We start from the raw sequence: 21384 nt of genomic DNA on the forward strand, positions 1-21384 counted from the left end.
GCGTGGCGCAAGCCGCCGGGCCCGAGGGTGGGCATCCTGCTCACGCCGTGTTTCGCGGTGCATACCTTCGGCATGCGCCATCCCATAGACGTGGCCTTCGTATCGCGCTCGGGACGCGTGCTTGAACTGCGCCGGGCGCTGGCGCCGCGGCGCGTGGCGCTATGCCTGGGCGCCGTTGCCGTTGTCGAGCTGCGCGGCGGCGTCGTTGATGCCGAACACGGAGGTATAGGCCGGATAGAAGCTGCAGTACAGCACGCCGCCCGCCGCGATATTGAACGGCACCTGCAGCGTGCCCGCGAACTGCGGCGACAGGCCGATGGTCACGAGCATGCCGGCGCACAGGTCGATGAACAGGAACACCATGACCCAGGCGGCGCCGTACACCAGGAAGGCCCATTTGTTGCGCCAGCAGGCGACGCCGGAGAAGAACAGCGCCTGCGTCAGGCGCAGACCGTGCCAGGCCACCAGCACTGGCGCATGCCAGAACAGCGCGGCGACGATCACGTACAGCACGCCAAAGACGGTCAGGGGGACCATCAGGGCGGACAACAGCGGCGTGATGTCCTTTTCCATCGAGGCCACGCGCACGGCCTCGGACAGCGAGCCGGAGAACGGCAGGAAGGCCAGCAGGCCGATCACCATGCAGAGCGCCGCATAGAGCAGGCCCATGAGGAACAGCTTGCGAAAGACGCCGGGTTTCTGCAGCGGCTTGGGCCACATGGACGGCAGCATGACGCGGTCGGCCTCGACGTGCTTGCACGCGGACAGCGTCATCAGCGTGACGATGGGCATGAGCGCCACGAACAGGATCGGCCCTACCGGCGGGATCGCCGTCGCGAAAATGACCAGGAGGCTGATAGCCATGGCCCAGAGGAACATGGCCAGGGGCTGCTTGCGGAACAGGCGGAAACCGTCCCGGACCCATTGCCAGCCGGAAGACGCGGGGAGGTATGCTGCTTGCATGGTGTGGTCTGTTGGATGATCTCTCGAAAGTGAACGCGCTGTGCCCCCCATTATGGGGGGCACGATTGTTACGGCAACTCCGGCAGGCCCGGGAGGTGGCGCGCTTGCAACACTCTTTCGAAATGGCGGGGGTCGTGCGGCTTCAGCGTCTGGGCCGGCCTGGGCAGGAAATAGTCGTACAGGCGCGACAGCCAGAAGCGCAGCGCGGCGCCGCGCAGCATCAGCGGCCAGGCCTGCCGTTCGGCGTCGGTGAAGGGCCGCACCTCGGCATAGGCTCGCAGCCAGGATTGCACCAGCTCGGGAATGAACGCGCCGGTGTCCCGCTCGATGCACCAGTCGTTGACGCTGACCGCCACGTCGAACAGCCAGGTATCGCAGCCCGCGAAATAGAAGTCGATGAAACCGCCCATCAAGGGGTCGTCGAAGGTGCCGGCGAACAGCACGTTATCGCGGAACAGGTCGCAGTGCGCAGGACCCGAGGGCAGGCTTTGCCAGGACGCGGTGGCGCTGGCGGCCTGCTGTTCGGCCAATTCCGTCGACAGCAGGCGGGCCTGGCCTTCGTCCAGGAAGGGCATGACCTTGGGGGCGGTTTCCAGCCACCAGGACAGCCCGCGCAGATTGGGCTGGCGTATCGGGAAGTCCTGGGCGGCCAGATGGGTGCGGGCCAGCGTGGCGCCGGCCAGTGCGCAATGCGCTGCGCCGGGCGCGGGTTCGTAGCCGCCCGGTAGGCGCGTGACGATGGCGCAGGGCTTGCCGTGCAGGGTCGTCAGGCGCGTGCCGTCGCGCTGGGTCTGCGGCTGCGGCACCGGGATGCCGCGTTCGGCCAGCTGGTGCATCAGCTCGATATAGAACGGCAGCTGCGCGTGCGTCAGCACCTCGAACAGCGTCAATACATATTCGCCGCGCGAGGTGTAGAGGAAGTAGTTGGTGTTTTCTATACCTGCCGTGATCCCCCGCAGCGAAATGAATTCGCCCAGGTCGAAATGCGCCAGCAGGGCGCGCGCGTCGTCGTCGGATACGGGGGTGAATACGGCCATTGAGCTTGAGGAAACCAGGGGTTGACGGGCGGGCGGCTTGGGCGCGGGCGCGCCTGTCCGGGCGACCGCGGCGCAATTTTAGACCACATGGCGGGCGCGCTGCGCAAGACCGCTGGCAGCGCGGCGGGCAGAATCTCCGCGGGGGCCGTAAAATACCGCATCCCCTTGTTTTGACGAGCTATTCTTGGACTCCCCCGACTGGCGCCTGTGCGTCGCCCCCATGATCGACGTGACCGACCGCCATTGCCGTTATTTCCACCGGCTGCTGGCGCCGCGGGCGCGGCTGTACACGGAAATGATCACCACCGGCGCGCTGCTGCATGGCAACGTCGCGCGGCACCTGGATTTCGACGAGGCCGAGCATCCCGTGGCCTTGCAGCTGGGCGGCAGCGAGCCGGACGCGCTGGCGCAATGCGCCAGGCTGGGCCGTCAATGGGGCTACGACGAAATCAACCTGAACTGCGGCTGCCCCTCGGAGCGCGTGCAGCGCGGCGCGTTCGGTGCCTGCCTGATGGCCGAACCCGACCTGGTCGCCGACTGCATCAAGGCCATGCAGGACGCCGTGGACATCCCCGTGACCGTCAAGCATCGCCTGGGGCTGGACTACGACGACTCGTATGCATTCGTTCGCGACTTCGTCGGCAAGATCCACGACACCGGCTGCCGCGTCTTCATCGCCCATGCGCGCAACGCGGTGCTCAAGGGCCTGTCGCCCAAGGACAACCGGGAAATCCCGCCGCTGCGCTACGACGTGGTCGCGCGGCTGAAGCGCGATTTTCCGGATTCCGTATTCGTGCTCAACGGCGGCCTGGCCGATGCGGCCCAGTCGGTGGGCGCGGCGGCCGAGTTCGACGGCGTGATGCTGGGCCGTGCGGCCTGGCACACGCCGCGCGTGCTGTCCGAGGTGTCCTTGCAGCTCTGGCCCTCGGTCCGCCTGCCCAGCGACGCCCAGGTGGTGGACGCCATGACGGCCTACGCCGCCAGGCAGGTGGCCCAGGGCGTGCCGCTGCGCGTGATGACGCGCCCCATGCTCGGCCTGGTCAACGGCCAGACCGGCGCGCGCCGCTGGCGCCGCATGCTGTCCGACCCGACGCTGTTGGCCGCCAACAATCCCAGCCTGATCTACGACGCCTGGCGCACCCAGACCCAGGCCCCGAGCCGCCACGACGCCACGCTAGAAGCCGCCCAGGCCGGCATCTGAACGACGCACCAGCGACAAACAAAAACGCCCCGGGCACAAGCTGCCCGGGGCGTTTGAATTTACAGCGCACGCCAACCTCTCAAGAAGAAAGCCACCTCACAAACTGGCAACCCTCCCCCTAATCCAGGCCGCACGGAGCCGGCTTCGCCGGTCCGTAGCGGCGCCCCTTGAGGGGAAAGCGCGAAGCGCTTCGGGGGTGGACTTATCCTTCCGGTCCGTAGCGGCGCCCCCTTGAGGGGGAAGCGCGCAGCGCTTCGGGGGTGGGTCTTATCTTTCAGCGCCTTCCAGCGGCCAGTCGCGGATATACGCCTTGAGCATGTTGTTCTCGAACTTCTGCGCCGCGACGATGGCCTGCGCCATGTCATAGAAAGAGATCACGCCCATCAGCGTCGGGCCGTCCATGACGGGGATGTAGCGCGCGTGTTTTTCCAGCATCAGGCGCTGGACCTCGTCGGCGCTGGTGTTGGGCGACACGCTCACCGGGGCGTCGTCCATGATGGCGCGGATGGTGGTGTCGCCCAGCATGCCGCCATGCTCGTGCATGTGGCGGATGATCTCGCGGAACGTGAGCATGCCCGTCAGGGTGCCTAGTTCCATGATGACGAGCGAGCCGATATCCTGCTCGCTCATGGTTTGCACGGCTTGCGACACCGGCATGTCCGGCGACGCCGTATAGAGCGTGTCGCCCTTGACGCGCAGAATCTCGCTGACCTTCAACATCGGTTCCTCCCGGGCGGGTTGCGCCCTGATTTCATTTAAGTGTTCTTGCGCGCTTCCGTCCCGAGGGCTGGAACCACTTCATTTCCGGTATTTTGCGCTTCTTGGCACAGATCTTCCAGCGTGGGCGCCGGCTGGCCGCCCAGGACGGACGCCGCCACCCGCAGGATTTCGGCGTCGTTGCGCACGCGCGGGCGGGTCTGGTCCAGCAGGAAACGCTCCACCACGGGCGTCATCGAGGTCTGGCGGGCGTCGCAGGCCAGCATCCAGTTGCCTTCCGTGCTGCGCGCGATCAGGCCCATGTCGTTCAGGGTTTCGAGCACGGCGTTCAGCTCGTCCTGGTGCAGCCGCAACTGCCTGGCCAGGGCGCTGGTCGCCAGGCCAGGCGGGTTGGCGGCCTGGGCGCGGCGCAGTGCGCGCAACGCGTCCAGCGCGTCGACGTAGGCCGCGCCCGGGTAGCGGTTGATCTCCCAGCGTCCCAACCGGATCAGCGGCGCGCTGGCGGCCAGGGTGGCGCCCAGCAGCACGGCGAGCCAGGACAGATAGATCCACAGCAGGAAGATCGGCAGGGTGGCGAAGGCGCCGTAGATGATGGTGTAGGTGGGGAAGCGGGTCAGGTAGTAGGCGAAGGCCGACTTCATGATTTCCAGCACGATGGCGGTCACGAAGCCGCCAACCAGCGCGTCGCGCCACAGCACGTCGCGATTGGGCACCACCACGAACAGGCCGGCAAAGCCGAGCCCCGTCAGCATCAGCGGGATCAGGGACACCGCCATGCTGACGATCTCGGGCACGTCGCGCACCAGCCCCATCGATTCGCGCGCCACGAAGGACGTGGCCCAGAGGCTGGCCCCTGCCACCACCGGCCCCAGCGTGATGACCGCCCAGTACACCAGCGCCCGTTGCGGCAGCGGCCGCTGGCGGGTGACGTGCCAGATGTCGTTGAACGCCTTGTCGATCGTCATGATCAGCAACAGCGAGGTGACCAGCAGGAAGGCGCCGCCGATGGCCGTCAGCCGCGAGGCCTGGCGCGCGAATTGGTTCAGGTACTCCATGATGTTGTCCGAGACGGACGGGGGCATCAGGCTGTTGGCCAGGAAGTCCTCCAGCGCCACGCGGAATTCCTGGAACACGGGAAAGGCGGTGAACAGCGACAGCACCACGGCCAGCATGGGCACGATGGCCAGCACCGTGGTGAAGGTGAGGCTGGACGCGACCTGCAGCAGCTTCTCTTCGTCGGCGCGCTGGGACGTGAAGCGCCAGGCGCGGCGGACCCTCGTCACCCAGGACGCGCGCGGGGACGAAGGCGCAGTGGCCGCCGACGCGGCGGCGGCTGGCTCGGCGGGGCGATTCATCGGGTGATAATAGCAGCATGAACCCTGAACTCAATCCTCGCCTGCGCCTGCTGGCGTCGGCATCGCTGTTCGCCCTGATCGTGCTGTGCGTGGCCTGGGAAAGCGTGGTCGCGCCGCTGCGTCCCGGCGGGTCCTGGATGCTGCTCAAGGCGCTGCCGCTGGCCTTTCCGCTGCGCGGCATCCTGCGCGGCAACCTGTATACCTATCAGTGGGCGTCCATGCTGTCGCTGCTGTATCTGATGGAAGGCGTGGTTCGCGCCATGTCCGATCCCGCGCCCTTGTCCGTGGCCATGGCCTGGGGCGAGATCCTGCTGTCGACCGTCTTCTTCGTCAGCGCCATTTTCTATGTGCGGCCCGCCAAGCGCGCCGCGCGGAGGCAACGCGCATGACTGCCCGCACCTTGAACGCGCTGACCACGGTCAATTCCTTCGCGGCCCTGCCCGACGCCTTCTATACCCGGTTGGCGCCGCAGCCGCTGAACCATCCGCGCCTGTTGCATGCCAATCCCGATGCCGCCGCGCTGATCGGGCTGGACCCGTCGGCTTTCGCGACGCCGGAATTCCTGGCCGTGTTTTCCGGCCAGCAGCCGCTGCCCGGCGGCGACACGCTGGCCGCCGTCTACAGCGGCCACCAGTTCGGCATCTGGGCCGGCCAATTGGGCGACGGGCGCGCGCATCTGCTGGGCGAAGTGCAGGGGCCGGCCGGCAGCTGGGAGCTGCAGCTCAAGGGCGCCGGCATGACGCCGTATTCGCGCATGGGCGACGGCCGCGCGGTGCTGCGCTCGTCGGTGCGCGAATACCTGGCCGGCGAGGCCATGCATGGCCTGGGCATCCCGACGACGCGCGCGCTGTGCCTGGTGGCGTCGGACGATCCGGTGTACCGCGAGACCGTGGAAACCGCCGCCATCGTCACGCGCATGGCGCCCAGCTTCGTGCGCTTTGGCTCGTTCGAGCACTGGTCGGCGCGACGCGATCTGGACCGCCTGGCGACGCTGGCCGATTACGTGATCGACCGCTACTATCCCGAATGCCGCGAGACGCGGGCGGGCGAGCCGGCGGACCCGAACGCGTCCGTCACCAACCTGCTGCGCGAAGTGACGCGGCGCACGGCGCTGCTGATGGCCGACTGGCAGTCCGTGGGCTTTTGCCACGGCGTGATGAACACCGACAACATGTCCATCCTGGGACTGACGCTGGACTACGGTCCGTATGGTTTCATGGACGGGTTCAAGCTGGCGCACATCTGCAATCACTCCGACACGCAGGGCCGCTATTCCTGGAACCGGCAGCCGTCGGTGGGGCTGTGGAACCTGTATCGTCTGGGCGGCAGCCTGCACAGCCTGACGCAGGACGCGGATGCGCTGCGCGCGGTGCTGGACGAATTCGAGGCGGTGTTCACGCGCGCGTTTCATGCCCGCATGGGCGCCAAGCTGGGCCTGGCGTCGTGGCGTCCCGAGGACGAGGCGCTGCTGGACGACCTGCTCAAGCTCATGGATGCGAACCAGGCCGATTTCACGCTGTGCTGGCGCCGCCTGGCCGATGCCGTGCTGGGGCGTCGCAGCGCGTTCGAGGACCTGTTCATCGATCGCCCCGCTGCGTCGGCATGGCTGGATCGCCTGCTGGCGCGTCAGGCCGCCGATGGCAGGCCGGCGCAGGACACGGCCCAGGCCATGAACCGGGTCAATCCGCTGTACGTGCTGCGCAATCATCTGGCGGAGCAGGCGATCCGGGCGGCGCAGCAAGGAGACGCGGGCGAGATCGGGACGCTGCTGCAGCTGTTGCGCGACCCATACACCGAACGCAGTGGTTACGAGGCGTATGCGGGGCTGCCTCCGGATTGGGCGGGCGGCATCGAAGTCAGCTGCTCGTCCTGAGCAGTGGTTTAAGGTTGCGAAAGCGGGGGCAGGCGCTGATCTGACGGCTATTTACGCGAAAAACCAGTGTTAGGAAGTGAAATATGGCGGTTTTTTTCACTGCAATCATTCGTTTCCATTGTAAAAGTCGTAAGATTGTCGCCTGCGGGACACTCGGGATGGCTTGCCGCATCCCTGGGGCATTTGTCGACAATATTTGAATAAAGCACTCTGAATATGCCTGGCGCGGATGGTTTGCTGTGTATCGGCTTGCTTGAGGATGATGCGGACTTCCGGGAGGAGTTGGCGTTGGGCCTGGGCGGCTATGGTTTCCGGGTGGCGTTCGCCTGTGACAATGCGGCGGCGTTCTATCGCCGGCTGCAGGAGCAGCCGTGCGACATCGTCATACTCGACGCGCACCTGCCCGGCGAGGACGGTTTCTCGGTCGCGACCCGCTTGCGGGCGCTCAGTCCGGTTGGCATCGTCATGCTGACCGGCCGCAGCGCGCTGGAGGATCGCGTGCGCGGCCTGGAGGGCGGCGCCGACGTGTACATGACCAAGCCGGTCGACCTGCTCGAACTGAGCTCGGTGATCCGCAGCCTGGCGCGCCGCATGCGGCTGGCCAAGGCGCCGCGGCCCGCCGATGCCGAAACGCGCACGCCGGCCGAGTCTTCCTGGTCGTTGCAGGATGGCGGCTGGATCCTGGTCGCGCCCGATGGCGCTTCGCTGCACCTGAGCGCGCAGGAACGGACGTTCCTGATGGCCTTGATGGACGCCGCTGGCAGCGCCGTCAGCCGGCAGGCGCTGGCTGAATTGTTCCTGCCCGAGAGCCCGGGCGGGTTCGAATTGCGTCGCATCGACGTGCTGGTCAGTCGCCTGCGCGCCAAGGCGCAGAGCGCCGGCCTGAAGCTGCCCGTGTTGTCTGTGCGCGGACAGGGCTACGTGTTCGCGGCCTGAGCGCTGCGTCCGCCGGCCGCGTCAGGCGGCGGGCGGTGATACCGGCAGGGTGATGACGAAGCGGCTGCCCGCGCCGACCCGGCTGGTCATGGTCAGCGAGCCGCCCTGGCTTTCGCAGATGCGTCGCGCCAGATAGAGCCCGACGCCCAGTCCCGATGTCTCGCGATGCGCCGCGCGCCGGAAGCGCGGCTCGAAAATCCGCTGCTGGTCTTCTTCCCCGATGCCCGGGCCACGGTCGACGACGGCGATCCATGCCTGGCGCACGCCGTCCTTCGTGCTCGCGCCGGCCTCGATCCGGATGGGCTCGCTGGCGGGCGAATACTTGACGGCGTTATGGATCAGGTTGCGCAAGACCACGCTGGTCAGCGAACGGTCGCAATAGGCGGGCAGGGCGCCGTCCGCGTCCAGCACCAGGGCATGCGCGGTATCGGGGCGCATGGCGGCCACGACGTCGCGCGCCATCGTCGCCAGGTCGATGGCTTCGCCGCGCGGGGTCAGCGCCTGTTCCTCGCGGCGGTCCTGTGTCAGCAGCTGTTCCAGCAGTTCGGTCATGCGCGTCACCGAGCGGTGGATACGCGCCAGACGGTTGTCCACGGCCTCGCCATTGCCCGCCAGGATCATGTCCAGCGACTGCGCCGCCGCGCTGATGGTGGCCAGCGGCGCGCGCAGTTCGTGCGACAGCAGGGCGTTCATCTGGCGCTGCGTGTCCAGGGCGCCGGCCAGTTCTGCCAGGCGCAACTCGTCCTGGGCCTGATGACCCGCCGCCGCGGGCGGCTGGACGGGCGTCGGCGCGGCGCTGGCGCGCGCATGCCGATCCTCCAGAGCGCAAGCGCCACCAGCAGCAGGCGCGCCAGTTCCAGTAAGCTGTCCGGCGCGCCTGCGCCGGCGCCCGGCCAGGCATCGCGCCCGATCAGCCAGACGGACAGCGCATGGCCGGCGGCCAGGACCAGGCAGGCCACGCGGCGCGGACCCGGGCGCGCGCCGGCGGCCAGCAGGGCCGCCGTCAAGGGCAGGCTGGCCGCCGCGCAAGCGCCCGCGATGGCGGCAGATGCCGCGCCGTCATGCGTTTCGTAGATGAAGATCAGGGCCAGCGAGGCCAGCGCGGCCAGTCCGATGCTGCCCCAGCGGCAGGCCGCCGCCAGCCCGCGCAGGCCGCCGGATCCCGCGAGGAATGGCGCTGTCAGCGCGAGCAGCGCGGCATAGGAGCCTGCCTGCAGGGCGCCGGCCGGCAGCAGGTTTGGCAAGGTGCGGAACAGCCCTTCGAGCAGCAGGAACACGACGCCCGCGGCCTGCACGCTGTCGCGGGTCCGCGTCCACGCCGCGGCGCAAACCAGCGCGCACGCCAGTGCGGCGCCGGCGATCAGGCCCGCGTGCACGCCCGCCTGGGCGGCAAGGTCCGCCTGGGCCCAGGCGGCGCCGGGCCACGCCAGCAGAGCGCACAACGCGCCCGTCCAGCGTCGGGTGGATGCCGCCGCGGCGCGGGCGGGCGGCAGGCGAGTGCGGGAGCGGGGCAACAGTCCTTCCGTCAACTAGGAACCCATTGGTGGTCGGGAGCAAGATCATGCGGGCGGGCGAAGTTTACGCCAGCGCCGCGCAGGGCGTGGATGCCGATTTTCTCCAGAATGGATTGCGTGGCTGTGTCCGGCACGTCCTCGGCGTATACGGCCATGCCCAGCGTTTGAGCCGCCGCCGCGACCGTGGCGGCCAGATGCTGGCTGCCCGGGCTGTGCAGCAGCCCGGCGACGAACCCGCCGCCAAGCTTCAGGTAGGAAAACGGGAATTCGTGCAAGTGCTCCAGGGCGCCGAATTGCTGTGACAGGCGGGTCAGTCCTACGCGCGCGCCGGCCTGCGTGGCCAGACGGCACAGCTCGCGCATCTCGGTGTTCTGTTCGAGCAGGCCGGCGGCATCCACTTCGATGATCAGCCGCCGGGTGAGGGCGGGCCGGTCGCCGAGCATCTTTTCCAGCCGGGCCAGGAACCCGGGTTGAGACAGCGAGCCCAGCGCCACGGGCGCCGCGAGCGCCCCATGTTGCGCATACAGCCAGTCCAGTCCCAGCCGCAGCGCCTGGATATCGCATTCGGCCGACAGGCCGAGCCGCACCGCCGGCGGCATGAAAATGGAGGCTGGCACGGGGTCGGCGCCCGACGCGTCATGCAGCGTCAGGCTGGCCTCGTGATGCAGCAGCCCGCCCGACACGTCCTGCAGGGCCTGCACCGCCAGCGCGAACTTGTGCTGTTCCAGCGCGGTGGTCAGCGCGTCGTGCCAGCTGTATTCGCCGATGCGGGTGCTGTCGGCGGCCTGGCTGGCGGGCGCGACCTGGTCATCGTCGGCGCTTTCGGAGCACATCAGAGCATGGTCCAGCCGGGCCAGCGTGTCGCTCATGCCGTCGCCGGGCGCGAATTCAGCCATGGCCAGCGCCCAGCGGCACCAGCCGTGCTTGCCCATCGGTACGCGTAGCGAGCGCAGCTCGCGGCGCACGCGCTCGGCCAGCACGCCGGCTTGCGGTGCGCTGCTGCGCGGCATCAACAGGGCGAAATCGGAGCCGCCGATCCGGGCCAGCAGCGCCTGGGAGCCGCCTTGCGCGTCGACCAGCCTGCGCAGGCGGTCGGCGGAAGAGCGCAGCCACTGGTCGGTGAACGCACGCGACAGGTGGCGGTTGATCTGCGCCAGGTCGCGCTGGCGGAACATGAGCAGGTGGCCGCCCGCCTCGGCGGTCCGGTCGCTCAGCGCCGCGCGGAAACGGTCCATGAAATACTTGCGGTTCGGCAGCCAGGTGACGGCGTCGCGGTGGATCTCGCTTTGCAGCGACTCGATCCGCGCGTTCTGCTCCTCGACCGTGGCGTCGACCCGGCGGCGGGCGTCGACCAGGGCCTGGTCGACGCTTTCCAGGCCACAGGAGCCGGATGGCGAGGCATCGGCGCCCGGCGCCAGGGCGCGCACGCGCTGGCTGATGTCGCGCGACGCGCTGGTTTCGATGCGGCGCGCCAGGCTGATGGCGAACAGCGCCCAGAACAGGCCGGCGCTCAGCGCCAGTCCCACGGCGCGGACGCCGCCCTGCCAAAGCGTATCGTTCGCCAGCGTGGCGTCGCCCTGGACGGTGACCGTGCCGCGCGCGGCGCCGTCGGGGCTGGCATAGGGGAGCGAGACCGCCGGCGCGCGCAGGGAGAACCAGCGTTCGAGCCAGGCGCCTGAGCTGGCGTCCGTGGTGGCGTCCGTGGTGGCGTCCGTGGTGGCGTCCGGGCCGCGATCCACGCTGTCGCCGGATGCCTCGTCGGCAATCCTGATACGTGCGTACAGCCCCTGGCTGTACAGTTCGTCAGCCAGAACCTCACGCTCGTGAGGAGTGGAGGGCGCGCGGCCCAGGACCCAGGCAAGCGTGCGCGCGCCGCTTTCGCTTTGCTGCGCCAGTTGCCGGCTCAGGTGGCGATGGGCTGTCAGCATGCCCAGCGCCTGGGCGCCGAGCAGGACGATGCCTGCGAGCAGGGCGGAACACAGGAGTAACCGGCGTAGTTTCGACATGTGTGCGGAATTCCCTTCGTGGCCAGCGCCGTTGCCGGTGTCGCGGATTGCCGGCTAGCCCGTCAAAAAGGGGGACGACGGGCCGCCGATGTGCCCGATCGGGAAGAAACCTGGATAAGAAACGTGACACACGTTACTAATACCTCAGCGGCGCTTCCTGCGCTGTAATTCGGCATGTCACAGAACATACAGAATATTACGAAATCTGCTGCGACATCAGACAACCTGTGCAATTATTTCGCTCGTGATAATTGCTCCCGATGACAACTATTGAGATAAGGCGTATTAATTTTTCGGGCTCATGTGTCGTAGTAGGAGCAAGGCATGGCGCGATGCGGCGGCCGGTAACCGCTATCGCAGGACTGTCATGCATAAACGCGAGCAATCACCAGACAGCAGCAATCGAGGGAAACGGGGCGCGTTGCCCCCAGAAGTGTGGCGTTTTTTTGCGAAAATAATGCATAATTTAAAAAATGTTACAGACCTTGGGTTCAACTCCGGACCGCGACGCCAAGGGTTTCTAGATAGGGGGGCTCCGTGCGTGAGAGTTACCTGCTCGCACTGTGCCTGACGCTCGCGGGCGCACTTGCGGCGATATGTTTGCTTTTCGTGCGGAGGGAGCGCGTGCTGCGCCATCGCCTGACGCGCGACGAGGCGACCGGGGTCCTTAGCCAGCGGGAACTGCAGCGCCGCGCGCGCGCCTGGCTGGTCCAGGCCGAGGGCCATGCCCGCCGCGGCGCTTTTTTCCTGGTGCGTTTCGAGCAGTACGCCGAGATCAGCGCCATGCTGCGCGCGGGCGAGGACCAGGCCTTGCTGGCGCTGGTCGCGCAGCGCCTGAGCCTGGTCGCCCGGGCGCTGGGCGGCATCGTGGGCCGCTGCGGGCTGGACACGTTCACGGTCTGCGTTCCCGATGTGGACGAGCAGGGCGCCGCCCAGGTCTCCACCAAGCTGCTCGAGGACCTGGGCGCGTCCTACGAACTGGGCGGCCGTCCGCTGATCGCGGTGTTCCGCGTGGGCGCGGCGCTGTATCCCGAACATGGCCGCACGGTCGAGGAACTGCAGCGTTGCGTGCAGGTGTCCATGGTGCCGCTGAAGGAGCGCGAGGGCCCGGGCTGGAACATGTTCGATTTCCGCCTGCTGGCGCGGCAGCGGGACCGGCAGGGCCTGGAGAACGATCTGCGGCTGGCGCTCACCACGCGGAACATGGAGCAGTTCGAGCTGTACTACCAGCCCGTCTGCGACAGCGCCTCCGGCCTGGTCGAGGGATGCGAGGCGTTGCTGCGCTGGCATCATCCCGTGCTGGGCAGCGTCTCGCCGGCCGTGACCATCGAGCTGGCCGAGCGCAGCGGCCTGATCGTGCCGTTGGGCGCATGGATCCTGGAGCGGGCGTGTTCCCAGGCCACCCAGTGGCCGGCCGCCTGGCGCGTGCACGTGAATCTGTCGGTCAAGCAGATGAACGAGGACGGCCTGGTGCAGCTGGTGGCCGACGTGCTGGCCGAGACCAAGCTGGCGGCGCGCAAGCTGGTGCTGGAAGTCACCGAATCCATCTTCATCCTGCACTACGAACGGCACGTCAAGATCCTGAACACCCTGCGCGCCAAGGGCATCGGCGTGGCCCTGGACGGCTTCGGCTGCGGCTATTCCAGCCTGAACCATCTGCGGCACCTGCCGATCGACTGGGTCAAGATCGACCGTAGCTTCATTTCCGCGCTGGAGTCCGACGCCGGCAGCAGGGAGGTCGTGTCGGCGCTGTTCGGCCTGTGCCAGGCCATGCACCTGCCGGTGGTGGCCGAGGGCGTGGAGACCGAAGGCCAGCGCGAAATCCTGAAGGCGCTGGGCTGCCGCGTCATGCAGGGATTCCTGCTTGGCCGGCCCGCGCCGGCGGCGGAAATCCAGGCTTTGGCCTCGGCGGTGTCATAATCTGGGTTGCGTGCAAACCCCGACCTCATTGGCTTCCTTATGTCCGGCAATACCCTCGGTACCCTTTTCACCGTCACGAATTTCGGCGAGTCCCACGGGCCGGCCATTGGTTGCGTTGTCGACGGCTGCCCCCCGGGCCTGGAACTGGACGCGGCCGACATCCAGCGCGAACTGGATCGCCGTCGTCCCGGCACCTCGCGCCATGTGACCCAGCGCCAGGAAGCGGATCAGGTCGAGATCCTGTCGGGCGTCTATGAAGGCGTTACCACCGGCACCCCCATCGGCCTGCTCATCCGCAACACCGACGCGCGCAGCAAGGATTACTCCAATATCGCCGACACCTTCCGTCCCGGCCACGCCGACTACGCCTATTGGCGCAAGTTCGGCGTGCGCGATCCGCGCGGCGGCGGGCGCTCGTCGGCGCGGCTGACGGCGCCCACGGTGGCGGCCGGCGCCATCGCCAAGAAATGGCTGGCCGAATGCCACGGCGTGCGCGTGCGCGGCTACATGAGCCAGCTCGGCCCGATTCCCATTCCTTTCGTCTCCTGGGACGAAGTGCCCAACAATCCGTTCTACGCGCCCAACGCCGACATCGTCCCCGAACTGGAAGCCTATATGGACCAGCTGCGCCGCGACGGCGATTCGGTCGGCGCGCGCATCGAGGTCGTGGCCGAGAACCTGCCCGCCGGCTGGGGCGAGCCGATCTATGACCGGCTCGATGCCGACATCGCCCACGTCATGATGGGCCTGAACGCGGTCAAGGGCGTGTCCATCGGCGCCGGCTTCGATTGCATCGCCCAGCGCGGCTCCGAGCATGGCGACGAGATCACGCCCGACGGCTTCCTGAGCAACAACGCCGGCGGCGTGCTGGGCGGCATTTCCACCGGCCAGCCGGTCACGGTGTCGCTGGCGATCAAGCCCACGTCCAGCATCCGCGTCGAGCGCCAGTCGGTCAATCGCGCCAACGAGCCCGTCATGGTGCAGACCCTGGGCCGCCACGATCCCTGCGTCGGCATCCGCGCCACGCCCATCGCCGAAGCCATGCTGGCCCTGGTGCTGATCGATCATGCGCTGCGTCACCGCGCGCAGTGCGCGGACGTTTCCGTCTGATAAGCTTGCCGTCCTGTCGCCATGATGGCGGATCTGAGGTCTTCATGAGTCGGATTTTCCCTGCCATGCGCGCCCTGGGGGCCGCCTTCGTCTTTGCCGTGCTGGCGGGTTGCACGGGCATGAACACCACGCAGTCGGGCGCCATTGGCGTCAACCGCACGCAATACATGTCCAGCATGGTGCCGGCCCAGGCGCTCGAACAAGAGGCCGGCCAGCAGTACGGCGACATCCTGAAGCAGGCCAAGGCCAAGAACCTGCTGGACCGCGATCCCGCGCAAGTGGCGCGCGCCCGCACGATCTCGCAGCGGCTGATCGCGCAGGCCGGCGTGTTCCGGCCCGATGCGGCGAGCTGGAAATGGGAAGTGCACGTGCTGTCCAGCGACGAGGTCAACGCCTGGTGCATGCCGGGCGGCAAGATCGCCGTCTACACGGGACTGCTGAACAAGATCAAGCCCACCGATGACGAGCTGGCCGCCGTGCTGGGCCATGAGATTTCCCACGCCCTGCGCGAACATGCGCGCGAGCGCGTGTCGCAGCAGATGGTGACCAATCTGGGGCTGTCGGTGCTGTCCATCGCCACGGGGTCCAAGGAGGCCGGCGACCTGGGCGGCAAGCTGACCAGCGTGATGTTCACGCTGCCCAACAGCCGCACCCATGAAACCGAGGCCGACCGCATGGGCGTGGAGCTGGCCGCGCGCGCCGGCTACGATCCGCGCGCCGCCGTCACGCTGTGGCAGAAGATGGGCGCGGCGGACGGTGGCCAGGCGCCGCCCGAGTTCCTGTCCACCCACCCGTCGGCCGCCTCGCGCATCAGCGATCTGCAGGTGGCGTCGGAGCAGGTCCTGCCGCTGTACGAGCAGGCCAAAGGCAAGGGCCGCGCGGCCCGCTGAGGCGCGCCGCCGTCCGGCGCCGATGGCGCCGGCGTCGGATCGTGCAGGGCAATCCCGGGCGGCTACCGCGCCATCATGCCCAGCGCCTCGAGCAAGGGCAGCAGCGCCGCCCGCTCGGCCCGGTATTCCTCCTCGAAGGCTTGCGGCGTGTTGCCGATGGCCTCGAAGCCGATCGATACCAGGAATTCCCTCATGTCCGCGTCCTGCACGCTCACGCCGATGGCCTGCGCCATGCGCGCCAGCGCCGTGGGAGGCATGCGGGCGGGAGCGGCGATGCCGGCCCAGGTCGGGTTGCCGAAGACGAAATCGTCGTAGCCCGCTTGCGCGAAGGTGGGCACGCCGGGCAACAGCGCGGCCCGGCCGCCTCCGACCACGGCCAGCGGCTTGATCCTGCCCTGTTCGATCAGCGGCAGGGCCACCTGCGGCGACAGGAAGGTCATGTCCACTTCGTTCGCCAGTACGTCCTGCAATGCCGGCGGCGATCCGCGATAGGGCACCTCGGTCAAGGCCACGCCGGCCTTGCGCGCAAGGCTCTCCATCACCTGCGCGGGCATCGTGCCGGGTCCCCAGGATCCGTAGGTGACGTTGGCCTTGCCCGGCTTGAGCAGGGCGACCAGCTCGGCGAGCGAGTCCGGCCCGAACTTCGGATTCGCCACCAGCACGGTCGGACTGGCGCCGATCTTGCTGATCAACGCGAAATCCGCCTGGGGATCGTAGGGCAGCGACTTCATCACCGCCAGCGCGGTGATGAAGGGCGAGTTGGTGGTGACCAGGAAGGTGTGCCCGTCCGTGGCGCGGGCGACTTCGGCGGCGGCCAGCACGCCGGCCGCGCCGGGCTTGTTCTCGACCACGACGGCCACGCCGAGCTGCCGGGACAGCGATTCCGCTAGCCGGCGCGAAATCACGTCCAGCGGCGCGCCAGGCGGCGAGGAGCAGATCAGCCGCAACGTGCGCGACGGAAAGGTCTCGCGCGCCGGCGCGGCGGGCGCGGACACCGGCAGGGCGAGGGCGCCGGCCAGCGTACCAGCCAGGGCGCGGGCGAGGAATCTGCGGCGGGTATGCATGGGGCTTCTCCTTGGGTGACGAGAGGTCAGGCCTGGGCCACGGCGCCGCTCGGCGCGTGGCGCGCCAGGAAGGCGTCCAGCGTCCGATTGAAGGCGGGCGCGTCCTCGAAGTAGGTGGAGTGTCCGGTGTCGGGGAAGGTATGGGCGGTGGCGCCGGGGATCAGCGTGGCGACGTGCAGATGGCTTTCCCCGTTCAGGAAGTCGTCGTGCGAACCGCCGGCGACGAGTGTCGGCACGGCGTAGCCGGCGAAGTCCCGGGGATGCAGCCGGACGCGCTCGTCCATCATCGGCGTGGAGTCGAAGCCTGGGTTCAGCTGCTTGATCTGGCCGTACAGGAACATCAGCTCCGGGCGTTCCCGGGCGGTCTTGCGGTTCCAGCCCACGGCCGCGTCGCGTTCGGCGCCGGCCTCGTTGAAGATGCCGGTGGCGCGGCGCAGCGTGCGCCAGTTTTCCTCCGAATAGGCCGGTGTGGGCGAGCCATTGATGAACAGGCAGCTCACGCGTTCCGGGTGGCGCACGGCCAGCGGCAGGCCTGCCCAGGCGCCCAGCGACTGGCACACCAGCGCCGCGGAAGCGATGCCCTCGGCATCCAGCACGGCCAGCAGGTCGTCGGGGAAGTCCGCCGGATGCGAGACCACGCCGGGCGCCAGCACCGAGCGGTGAAAGCCCCGCAGATCCATCGTGATGACGCGGTAGCGGTCGCGAAAGTGCATGACCTGCTGGTAGAAGGCCAGCGTGTTGCCGCCGCCGCCGTGGATGAAGACCAGGGGATGGCCCGAGCCATGCGTTTCATAGTAGAGCGTGGCGTCCTGGCGAGCGATCGTGGGCATGGCGATGTCTCCTTGAGGGTTGTTCTTGTGTATTGAGTGTTGGCGCATTGTTCGGCACGGCGCCGCGCCGCGCAAAACACAAATTGTTTGAGGCATGCGTTTTGCTTATCGCCTCCGGGACGCGCGCCAGGCGCGGGGCCTGTCCGCGGATTGCCGCGCCTGTGGCTTATTGCTATCGTTCGCGCGAACGCGGGCATTCCGGACGGAAGCCCCCGGACGCGGATATTCCATTACACGCGGGCATTCCTCTTGGGGCCGCCATGAAACTCAAGCAATTGCAGGCCCTGCGGGCGGTCGCCGAAACCGGCAGCCTGCAAGGCGCGGCCGGGCGTCTCTGCGTGACCCAGCCCGCCGTCAGCCGCGCGATCATCGATCTGGAGTCGGAACTTGGCGTTCCGCTGCTGACGCGGACGGCGCGCGGGGCATCGTTGACCGGGTTCGGCGCGTCCATCCTGAAACGGGCGCTGCTCATCGACCGCGAGGTAGGGCGCATCTACGACGCCGCCGATGCCGAGCGCGGCGCCGCCGGAGGCAGCCTGTGCATCGCGATCACGCCCGTGTCCGCCACCGAGGCCTTCCTCGACGCCGTGACCGCGTTCGCCGCCGAGCGGCCCGACGTGCGGCTCAGCATCCTGGAGCTGCGCCGCGCGCAGATCGTGGCCGGCCTCGAGGACGGCAGCCTGGATATCGCCCTGTATACGGAATACGGCCTGCTGGAGGACGCCGCGCCGCACTACCGGCTGGAATCGCTGTATGAGATCGGCTCGGCGCTGGCTGTCAGCGGCGGATATGCGGGTCCGCTGGATGTCAGCGCCGAAGACCTGCAGGCGCAGCGCTGGATGGTGCTGGATGCGGCCAGCGATGAATCAAGCCTGATGCGCGTGCTGTTTTCCAAGCACGGCCTGGCGCCGCCTGCGCGCGTGCTGCGCTGCTCGTCCGCCTATGTCTACGCCAATCTGGTCACGCGGATGGATGTGGTGTCGATCTGGAGCGATGCCGGCGCGAAAGTGTTGGCCGAGCGTCTGCGCAGCGGGGCGCTGCGCAGGCTGAACGTGGCCGGCGGCATGCCGCAAGGCGCGGTGTGCCTGGCTTACCCGGACGAGAACCTGATGACGCCGGCCGCGCGCGATTTCATCTCCTGGCTGCGCATGGCCTTGCGCAAGCCGGGTTCGAGCGCGGGCGTGACCGTGGGCATCGACTAGCGCGGAGCGCGGGCCGGCCCGGCGTGGACCGCCGTCAGGCGGCCATGACCCTCAGCCCTGCCGGCCCTGCGGCCTGACGCCGGGACCGCGCATCACGTTGATGCCCAGGCCGGCCAGGATGCGCTGGGTTTCCGCGTCGGGCACGTCTTCCGCATACACCGCGATGTTCAGGGCGCGCGCCGTCTGCAGTACCGAGGCCGTCAGCTGCTGGCTGCCCGGGCTTTGCGACATGCCGCCCACGAAGCCGCCGCCCAGCTTCACGTAGGACAGCGGCAGCGTATGCAGCTGCGCCACCGCGCCGAATTGCTGCGCCAGCCGGCGCACGCCGATATGCGCGCCAAATTCCGACACCACCCGCGCCAGCGTGGCGATCTGCTCGTGGCATTCGACCAGGCCGTGAGCATCGATTTCCAGGAACAGCCTGGGCGCCAGCGGGCGCTTCTCGGTCAGCAGCAGGGCCAGCTGGCGGAAGAATTTCTGGCCGCGCAACGAGGGCAGGGCGACGCGCACGGCCAGCTCGCCTTCGTTCGCGGCCAGCCATTGCAGGCCCAGCGCCACCGCCTGCAGGTCGCAGTCGGCCACCAGGTCCAGCCGCACCGCCGGCGGAATGAAGAGCGTGGCGGGGATGGGCATCTGGTCCGCGGCGGTGCGCAGCATCAGCATGGCCTCGGTCCGTACCAGGCTGCCGTTGGCGCTGGTCAGTGTCTCGGTGGCCAACTCGTAGCGGTTTTCCTCCAGCGCCGACTGGATGGCCTGCTTCCAAGCCTGTTCGCCGGCTTCCGACGGCGATTGGGTATCCGTGGCGCCCAGGATCACCACCTGGTCGTTGCCGGCGCTCTCGGCCCGCATCAGGCCGAAATCCAGGCGCGACAGCACCGGACCCGCCTGGCTGCCGGCGCTGTAGTCGGTCATGGCCTGGGCCCAGCGGCACAGATGGCCCTCGCCCACGGGGATGCGCGAGGCGTGCAGGTCGGTGCGCACGCGCTCGGCGATCATCATGGCTTGCGGCGCCGCGCAGCGGGGCAGCAGCAGGGCGAAGTCCGAACCGTTCAGGCGGGCCAGTAGCGCCGATCCCGCGTTCAGGCTGGCCAGCGAGGCCTGCACGCGCTCGCAGACCGCGCGCAGCCATTGGTCGATGAACTCGCGCGGCATGTGGCGGTTCAGATCTGCCAGGTCGCGCTGGCGCAGCACCAGGACATGGCCGCCGGTTTCGCCGCCGCGTCCGGAATCGGTCGGGGCGGACGCCTCCAGCGCGCGGCGGAATTCGTTGACGAAGTACTTGCGGTTGGGCAGGCCGGTGACCGGATCCTGGTTCAGTTCCAGCTTCAGCGACTCGATCTGGGCATTCTGTTCCTCGACGCTGGCGTAGACGCGCTCGCGCGTCTGGTTCAGCGCCTGCACCACGCCGGACAGTTCCGGTACGCGCGCCTCGACCTGCTGCGGCGGCGTGCTCTGGCCGATGCTGCGCACGTGCTCGCTGATTTCGCGCAACAGGCGGTTCTTGATCCAGCGCACCAGCGCGAAGGCGAACAGGGCCCACAGCACGCCGGCGCCCACCACCAGCGCCACCATCTTCAGGCTGCTGCGCCACAAGGCTTCCCAGGCGTAGGCGTCGTTGGCGACCAGCGTCACCTCGCCGATCTGCCGCCAGCCGTCGCTGACCGCGTGGCTGGCCGTGCCCGAGGCCAGCGGCGCCAGCGTGCGGAACCAGCCCGGCACCGAGGCGGCCGTGGCGGTGGAGCGGCGCTCGATCAGCACCTTGCCTTCCGGATCGCTCAGGCGCACCAGCGAGAAATGGCCGCCGTCGAACAGCGCCGACACCAGCAATTCCTGCAACACCGGGTCATTGTTGGCCGGCTGCGACAGGGACAGCGCCAGCGACACCGAGGCGTCCGTGCTCTGCACCTGCAGCTGGCCGGACAGGTATTCGCGCGCGGCGTTGACGCTCAGCGCCAGGGTGCCGAGCAGGATCACGCCGATGGCGATGGTTACGCTGAGCAGAAGCTGTCGAAGTATGGACATGGTCTTATTTCCAGGCGTCAGGGGCGGATGCCTTCCCGTTCCATTCGTTGAAGAAGGTCGCGCCAGCGGCTGAGGCGGTCAACCGGCGCGGCGGGCTTGCCATCCACATAGACCCCGTCGGCGTTGAAGCTGAACACCGGCGTCAGGTCGCGGCGCTGCGTGGCGGGCAGGATCGTCGAGATCAGGCTGTCCAGCACCAGCGGTACTGCGTTGGGCGTTTCGTAGTAACCCAGCACCATGTGGGCGACCTGCGAGCTGCTGGCCGGGCCGCCGATGCGGGCGCGGACGTAGATGAAGCGCAGCTTGTTGGCCGGCACGCCCATGGCCAGCAAGGAGAAGTATTTGCCGATGACATAGTCCTCGCAGTCCCCGGCGCCCTTGCCCAGCGATTCCAGCGGCGTGGCCCAGTAGTCGGGCTGGCCCCAGATCACGGAGTCCTCTCCGGACATCACCGAACGGTTCCAGAAGTCGTTGACCAGCGTCAGCTTGTCGCGCTCGGCCGGCGGCAGCGGGCCGCGCAGCAATTGCAGCCAGCTGGCCACCGCCTTCGCGCCCTTGGAGCCATAGCGGCTGGCCGAGAGGCTTTGCAGCTTGTCGGCGTTGATCTCCAGGGCGAACGAGCCGCCCCAGATGCAGACCAGACAGAGCAAAGCCAATCGGCACAGGTTCAGCGCGACGCGGAAACGGCGGGTCGATGGCATGAAACGGATTTTCACATTTTTCGCGTTACTACTGGCGACATCC

General features: G+C 68.2%; 19 protein-coding genes. 8 read left to right on the forward strand and 11 right to left on the reverse strand.

Translation table 11 applies throughout. The features are described 5' to 3' along the window. Nucleotides 1-159 precede the first annotated feature (159 nt). Together AC6LJ5_RS23725 and AC6LJ5_RS23730 are read right to left on the reverse strand one after the other, a co-directional pair. The gene (locus AC6LJ5_RS23725) at nucleotides 160-963 is read right to left on the reverse strand and encodes a BPSS1780 family membrane protein (protein WP_233772496.1); all 804 of its coding nucleotides are present in this window, start codon (nucleotides 961-963) and stop codon (nucleotides 160-162) included. A 68-nt stretch (nucleotides 964-1031) separates the two neighbouring features. Beyond that, complete coding sequence (locus AC6LJ5_RS23730) at nucleotides 1032-2000, reverse strand: homoserine kinase (RefSeq protein ID WP_498141784.1); 969 nt, start codon at nucleotides 1998-2000, stop codon at nucleotides 1032-1034. 220 nt (nucleotides 2001-2220) lie between these two features. Between AC6LJ5_RS23730 and dusA the strand changes: the two genes are divergently transcribed. Next, nucleotides 2221-3201 carry a tRNA dihydrouridine(20/20a) synthase DusA gene (dusA, locus tag AC6LJ5_RS23735; protein ID WP_498141795.1) on the forward strand — a complete coding sequence of 327 codons (981 nt, stop codon included), beginning with the start codon at nucleotides 2221-2223 and terminating at the stop codon, nucleotides 3199-3201. Nucleotides 3202-3468: 267 nt separating this feature from the next. Here dusA and AC6LJ5_RS23740 read toward each other — a convergent pair whose 3' ends face one another. Together AC6LJ5_RS23740 and AC6LJ5_RS23745 are read right to left on the reverse strand one after the other, a co-directional pair. Further along, entirely contained in the window at nucleotides 3469-3921 is a 453-nt protein-coding gene (locus AC6LJ5_RS23740) for a CBS domain-containing protein (protein ID WP_103275285.1), read from the reverse strand. A gap of 35 nt (nucleotides 3922-3956) precedes the next feature. Further along, on the reverse strand, nucleotides 3957-5273 hold the full coding sequence (locus AC6LJ5_RS23745) for a YihY family inner membrane protein (RefSeq protein ID WP_498141785.1): 1317 nt from the start codon (nucleotides 5271-5273) through the stop codon (nucleotides 3957-3959). A gap of 17 nt (nucleotides 5274-5290) precedes the next feature. On the opposite strand from AC6LJ5_RS23745, the gene AC6LJ5_RS23750 reads away from it, so the two are divergent. The 3 genes from AC6LJ5_RS23750 to AC6LJ5_RS23760 all read left to right on the forward strand — a co-directional run bounded on the left by AC6LJ5_RS23750 (nucleotide 5291) and on the right by AC6LJ5_RS23760 (nucleotide 8082). Then, on the forward strand, nucleotides 5291-5662 hold the full coding sequence (locus AC6LJ5_RS23750; protein WP_103275283.1) for a DUF2069 domain-containing protein: 372 nt from the start codon (nucleotides 5291-5293) through the stop codon (nucleotides 5660-5662). Next, a complete protein-coding gene (locus AC6LJ5_RS23755; protein ID WP_498141786.1) occupies nucleotides 5659-7146 on the forward strand; it encodes a protein adenylyltransferase SelO in 1488 nt (495 codons plus the stop codon). Before AC6LJ5_RS23750 ends, AC6LJ5_RS23755 begins: the two co-directional genes overlap by 4 nt. A gap of 216 nt (nucleotides 7147-7362) precedes the next feature. Next, nucleotides 7363-8082 carry a response regulator transcription factor gene (locus AC6LJ5_RS23760; protein ID WP_103275281.1) on the forward strand — a complete coding sequence of 240 codons (720 nt, stop codon included), beginning with the start codon at nucleotides 7363-7365 and terminating at the stop codon, nucleotides 8080-8082. A gap of 21 nt (nucleotides 8083-8103) precedes the next feature. Here the strand turns inward: AC6LJ5_RS23760 and AC6LJ5_RS23765 are convergent, their stop codons facing one another. From AC6LJ5_RS23765 to AC6LJ5_RS23775, 3 genes are read right to left on the reverse strand one after another with little or no spacing between them, the layout of a single operon-like run. Further along, nucleotides 8104-8775 (reverse strand): sensor histidine kinase, encoded by a 672-nt coding sequence (locus tag AC6LJ5_RS23765; RefSeq protein ID WP_498141787.1) that lies wholly within the window; start codon nucleotides 8773-8775, stop codon nucleotides 8104-8106. Further along, nucleotides 8772-9596, reverse strand: coding sequence for a hypothetical protein (locus AC6LJ5_RS23770; RefSeq protein ID WP_498141788.1), 825 nt, complete (start codon nucleotides 9594-9596; stop codon nucleotides 8772-8774). Before AC6LJ5_RS23770 ends, AC6LJ5_RS23765 begins: the two co-directional genes overlap by 4 nt. Nucleotides 9597-9607: 11 nt before the next feature. Continuing rightward, on the reverse strand, nucleotides 9608-11602 hold the full coding sequence (locus AC6LJ5_RS23775; RefSeq protein ID WP_498141789.1) for an EAL domain-containing protein: 1995 nt from the start codon (nucleotides 11600-11602) through the stop codon (nucleotides 9608-9610). Nucleotides 11603-12139: 537 nt separating this feature from the next. Here AC6LJ5_RS23775 and AC6LJ5_RS23780 point away from each other — a divergent pair. From AC6LJ5_RS23780 to AC6LJ5_RS23790, 3 genes are all read left to right on the forward strand, one after another. Beyond that, nucleotides 12140-13522: a putative bifunctional diguanylate cyclase/phosphodiesterase gene (locus AC6LJ5_RS23780; protein ID WP_498141790.1), complete on the forward strand. Its 1383-nt coding sequence runs from the start codon at nucleotides 12140-12142 to the stop codon at nucleotides 13520-13522. A 39-nt stretch (nucleotides 13523-13561) separates the two neighbouring features. Next, nucleotides 13562-14632, forward strand: a complete 1071-nt coding sequence (aroC, locus tag AC6LJ5_RS23785; protein WP_103275278.1) for a chorismate synthase — start codon at nucleotides 13562-13564, stop codon at nucleotides 14630-14632. Between the two features lie 65 nt (nucleotides 14633-14697). Next, the gene (locus AC6LJ5_RS23790) at nucleotides 14698-15522 is read left to right on the forward strand and encodes a M48 family metallopeptidase (protein ID WP_233772494.1); all 825 of its coding nucleotides are present in this window, start codon (nucleotides 14698-14700) and stop codon (nucleotides 15520-15522) included. Nucleotides 15523-15584: 62 nt separating this feature from the next. On the opposite strand, the gene AC6LJ5_RS23795 is transcribed toward AC6LJ5_RS23790, so the two are convergent. Both AC6LJ5_RS23795 and AC6LJ5_RS23800 read right to left on the reverse strand, forming a co-directional pair. Continuing rightward, a complete protein-coding gene (locus tag AC6LJ5_RS23795; protein ID WP_498141791.1) occupies nucleotides 15585-16586 on the reverse strand; it encodes a Bug family tripartite tricarboxylate transporter substrate binding protein in 1002 nt (333 codons plus the stop codon). 26 nt (nucleotides 16587-16612) lie between these two features. Continuing rightward, on the reverse strand, nucleotides 16613-17416 hold the full coding sequence (locus tag AC6LJ5_RS23800) for an alpha/beta fold hydrolase (RefSeq protein WP_498141792.1): 804 nt from the start codon (nucleotides 17414-17416) through the stop codon (nucleotides 16613-16615). Nucleotides 17417-17676: 260 nt separating this feature from the next. Between AC6LJ5_RS23800 and AC6LJ5_RS23805 the strand changes: the two genes are divergently transcribed. After that, nucleotides 17677-18618 (forward strand): LysR family transcriptional regulator, encoded by a 942-nt coding sequence (locus tag AC6LJ5_RS23805; protein WP_498141793.1) that lies wholly within the window; start codon nucleotides 17677-17679, stop codon nucleotides 18616-18618. Between the two features lie 51 nt (nucleotides 18619-18669). Here the strand turns inward: AC6LJ5_RS23805 and AC6LJ5_RS23810 are convergent, their stop codons facing one another. After that, entirely contained in the window at nucleotides 18670-20640 is a 1971-nt protein-coding gene (locus tag AC6LJ5_RS23810; RefSeq protein ID WP_103275273.1) for a bifunctional diguanylate cyclase/phosphodiesterase, read from the reverse strand. Nucleotides 20641-20657: 17 nt separating this feature from the next. After that, the gene (locus tag AC6LJ5_RS23815) at nucleotides 20658-21341 is read right to left on the reverse strand and encodes a transglutaminase-like cysteine peptidase (RefSeq protein WP_392410814.1); all 684 of its coding nucleotides are present in this window, start codon (nucleotides 21339-21341) and stop codon (nucleotides 20658-20660) included. Nucleotides 21342-21384 lie beyond the last annotated feature (43 nt).

Source organism: Achromobacter sp. 1011791174, assembly GCF_059760925.1.

What these genes read in the sequence shown, in the direction of transcription:
- AC6LJ5_RS23725 (WP_233772496.1), bottom strand. Translation starts at nt 963, where the DNA reads ATGCAAGCAGCATACCTCCCCGCGTCTTCCGGCTGGCAATGGGTCCGG.
- AC6LJ5_RS23730 (WP_498141784.1), bottom strand. Translation starts at nt 2,000, where the DNA reads ATGGCCGTATTCACCCCCGTATCCGACGACGACGCGCGCGCCCTGCTG.
- dusA (WP_498141795.1), top strand. Translation starts at nt 2,221, where the DNA reads ATGATCGACGTGACCGACCGCCATTGCCGTTATTTCCACCGGCTGCTG.
- AC6LJ5_RS23740 (WP_103275285.1), bottom strand. Translation starts at nt 3,921, where the DNA reads ATGTTGAAGGTCAGCGAGATTCTGCGCGTCAAGGGCGACACGCTCTAT.
- AC6LJ5_RS23745 (WP_498141785.1), bottom strand. Translation starts at nt 5,273, where the DNA reads ATGAATCGCCCCGCCGAGCCAGCCGCCGCCGCGTCGGCGGCCACTGCG.
- AC6LJ5_RS23750 (WP_103275283.1), top strand. Translation starts at nt 5,291, where the DNA reads ATGAACCCTGAACTCAATCCTCGCCTGCGCCTGCTGGCGTCGGCATCG.
- AC6LJ5_RS23755 (WP_498141786.1), top strand. Translation starts at nt 5,659, where the DNA reads ATGACTGCCCGCACCTTGAACGCGCTGACCACGGTCAATTCCTTCGCG.
- AC6LJ5_RS23760 (WP_103275281.1), top strand. Translation starts at nt 7,363, where the DNA reads ATGCCTGGCGCGGATGGTTTGCTGTGTATCGGCTTGCTTGAGGATGAT.
- AC6LJ5_RS23765 (WP_498141787.1), bottom strand. Translation starts at nt 8,775, where the DNA reads ATGAACGCCCTGCTGTCGCACGAACTGCGCGCGCCGCTGGCCACCATC.
- AC6LJ5_RS23775 (WP_498141789.1), bottom strand. Translation starts at nt 11,602, where the DNA reads ATGTCGAAACTACGCCGGTTACTCCTGTGTTCCGCCCTGCTCGCAGGC.
- aroC (WP_103275278.1), top strand. Translation starts at nt 13,562, where the DNA reads ATGTCCGGCAATACCCTCGGTACCCTTTTCACCGTCACGAATTTCGGC.
- AC6LJ5_RS23790 (WP_233772494.1), top strand. Translation starts at nt 14,698, where the DNA reads ATGCGCGCCCTGGGGGCCGCCTTCGTCTTTGCCGTGCTGGCGGGTTGC.
- AC6LJ5_RS23795 (WP_498141791.1), bottom strand. Translation starts at nt 16,586, where the DNA reads ATGCATACCCGCCGCAGATTCCTCGCCCGCGCCCTGGCTGGTACGCTG.
- AC6LJ5_RS23800 (WP_498141792.1), bottom strand. Translation starts at nt 17,416, where the DNA reads ATGCCCACGATCGCTCGCCAGGACGCCACGCTCTACTATGAAACGCAT.
- AC6LJ5_RS23805 (WP_498141793.1), top strand. Translation starts at nt 17,677, where the DNA reads ATGAAACTCAAGCAATTGCAGGCCCTGCGGGCGGTCGCCGAAACCGGC.
- AC6LJ5_RS23810 (WP_103275273.1), bottom strand. Translation starts at nt 20,640, where the DNA reads ATGTCCATACTTCGACAGCTTCTGCTCAGCGTAACCATCGCCATCGGC.
- AC6LJ5_RS23815 (WP_392410814.1), bottom strand. Translation starts at nt 21,341, where the DNA reads ATGCCATCGACCCGCCGTTTCCGCGTCGCGCTGAACCTGTGCCGATTG.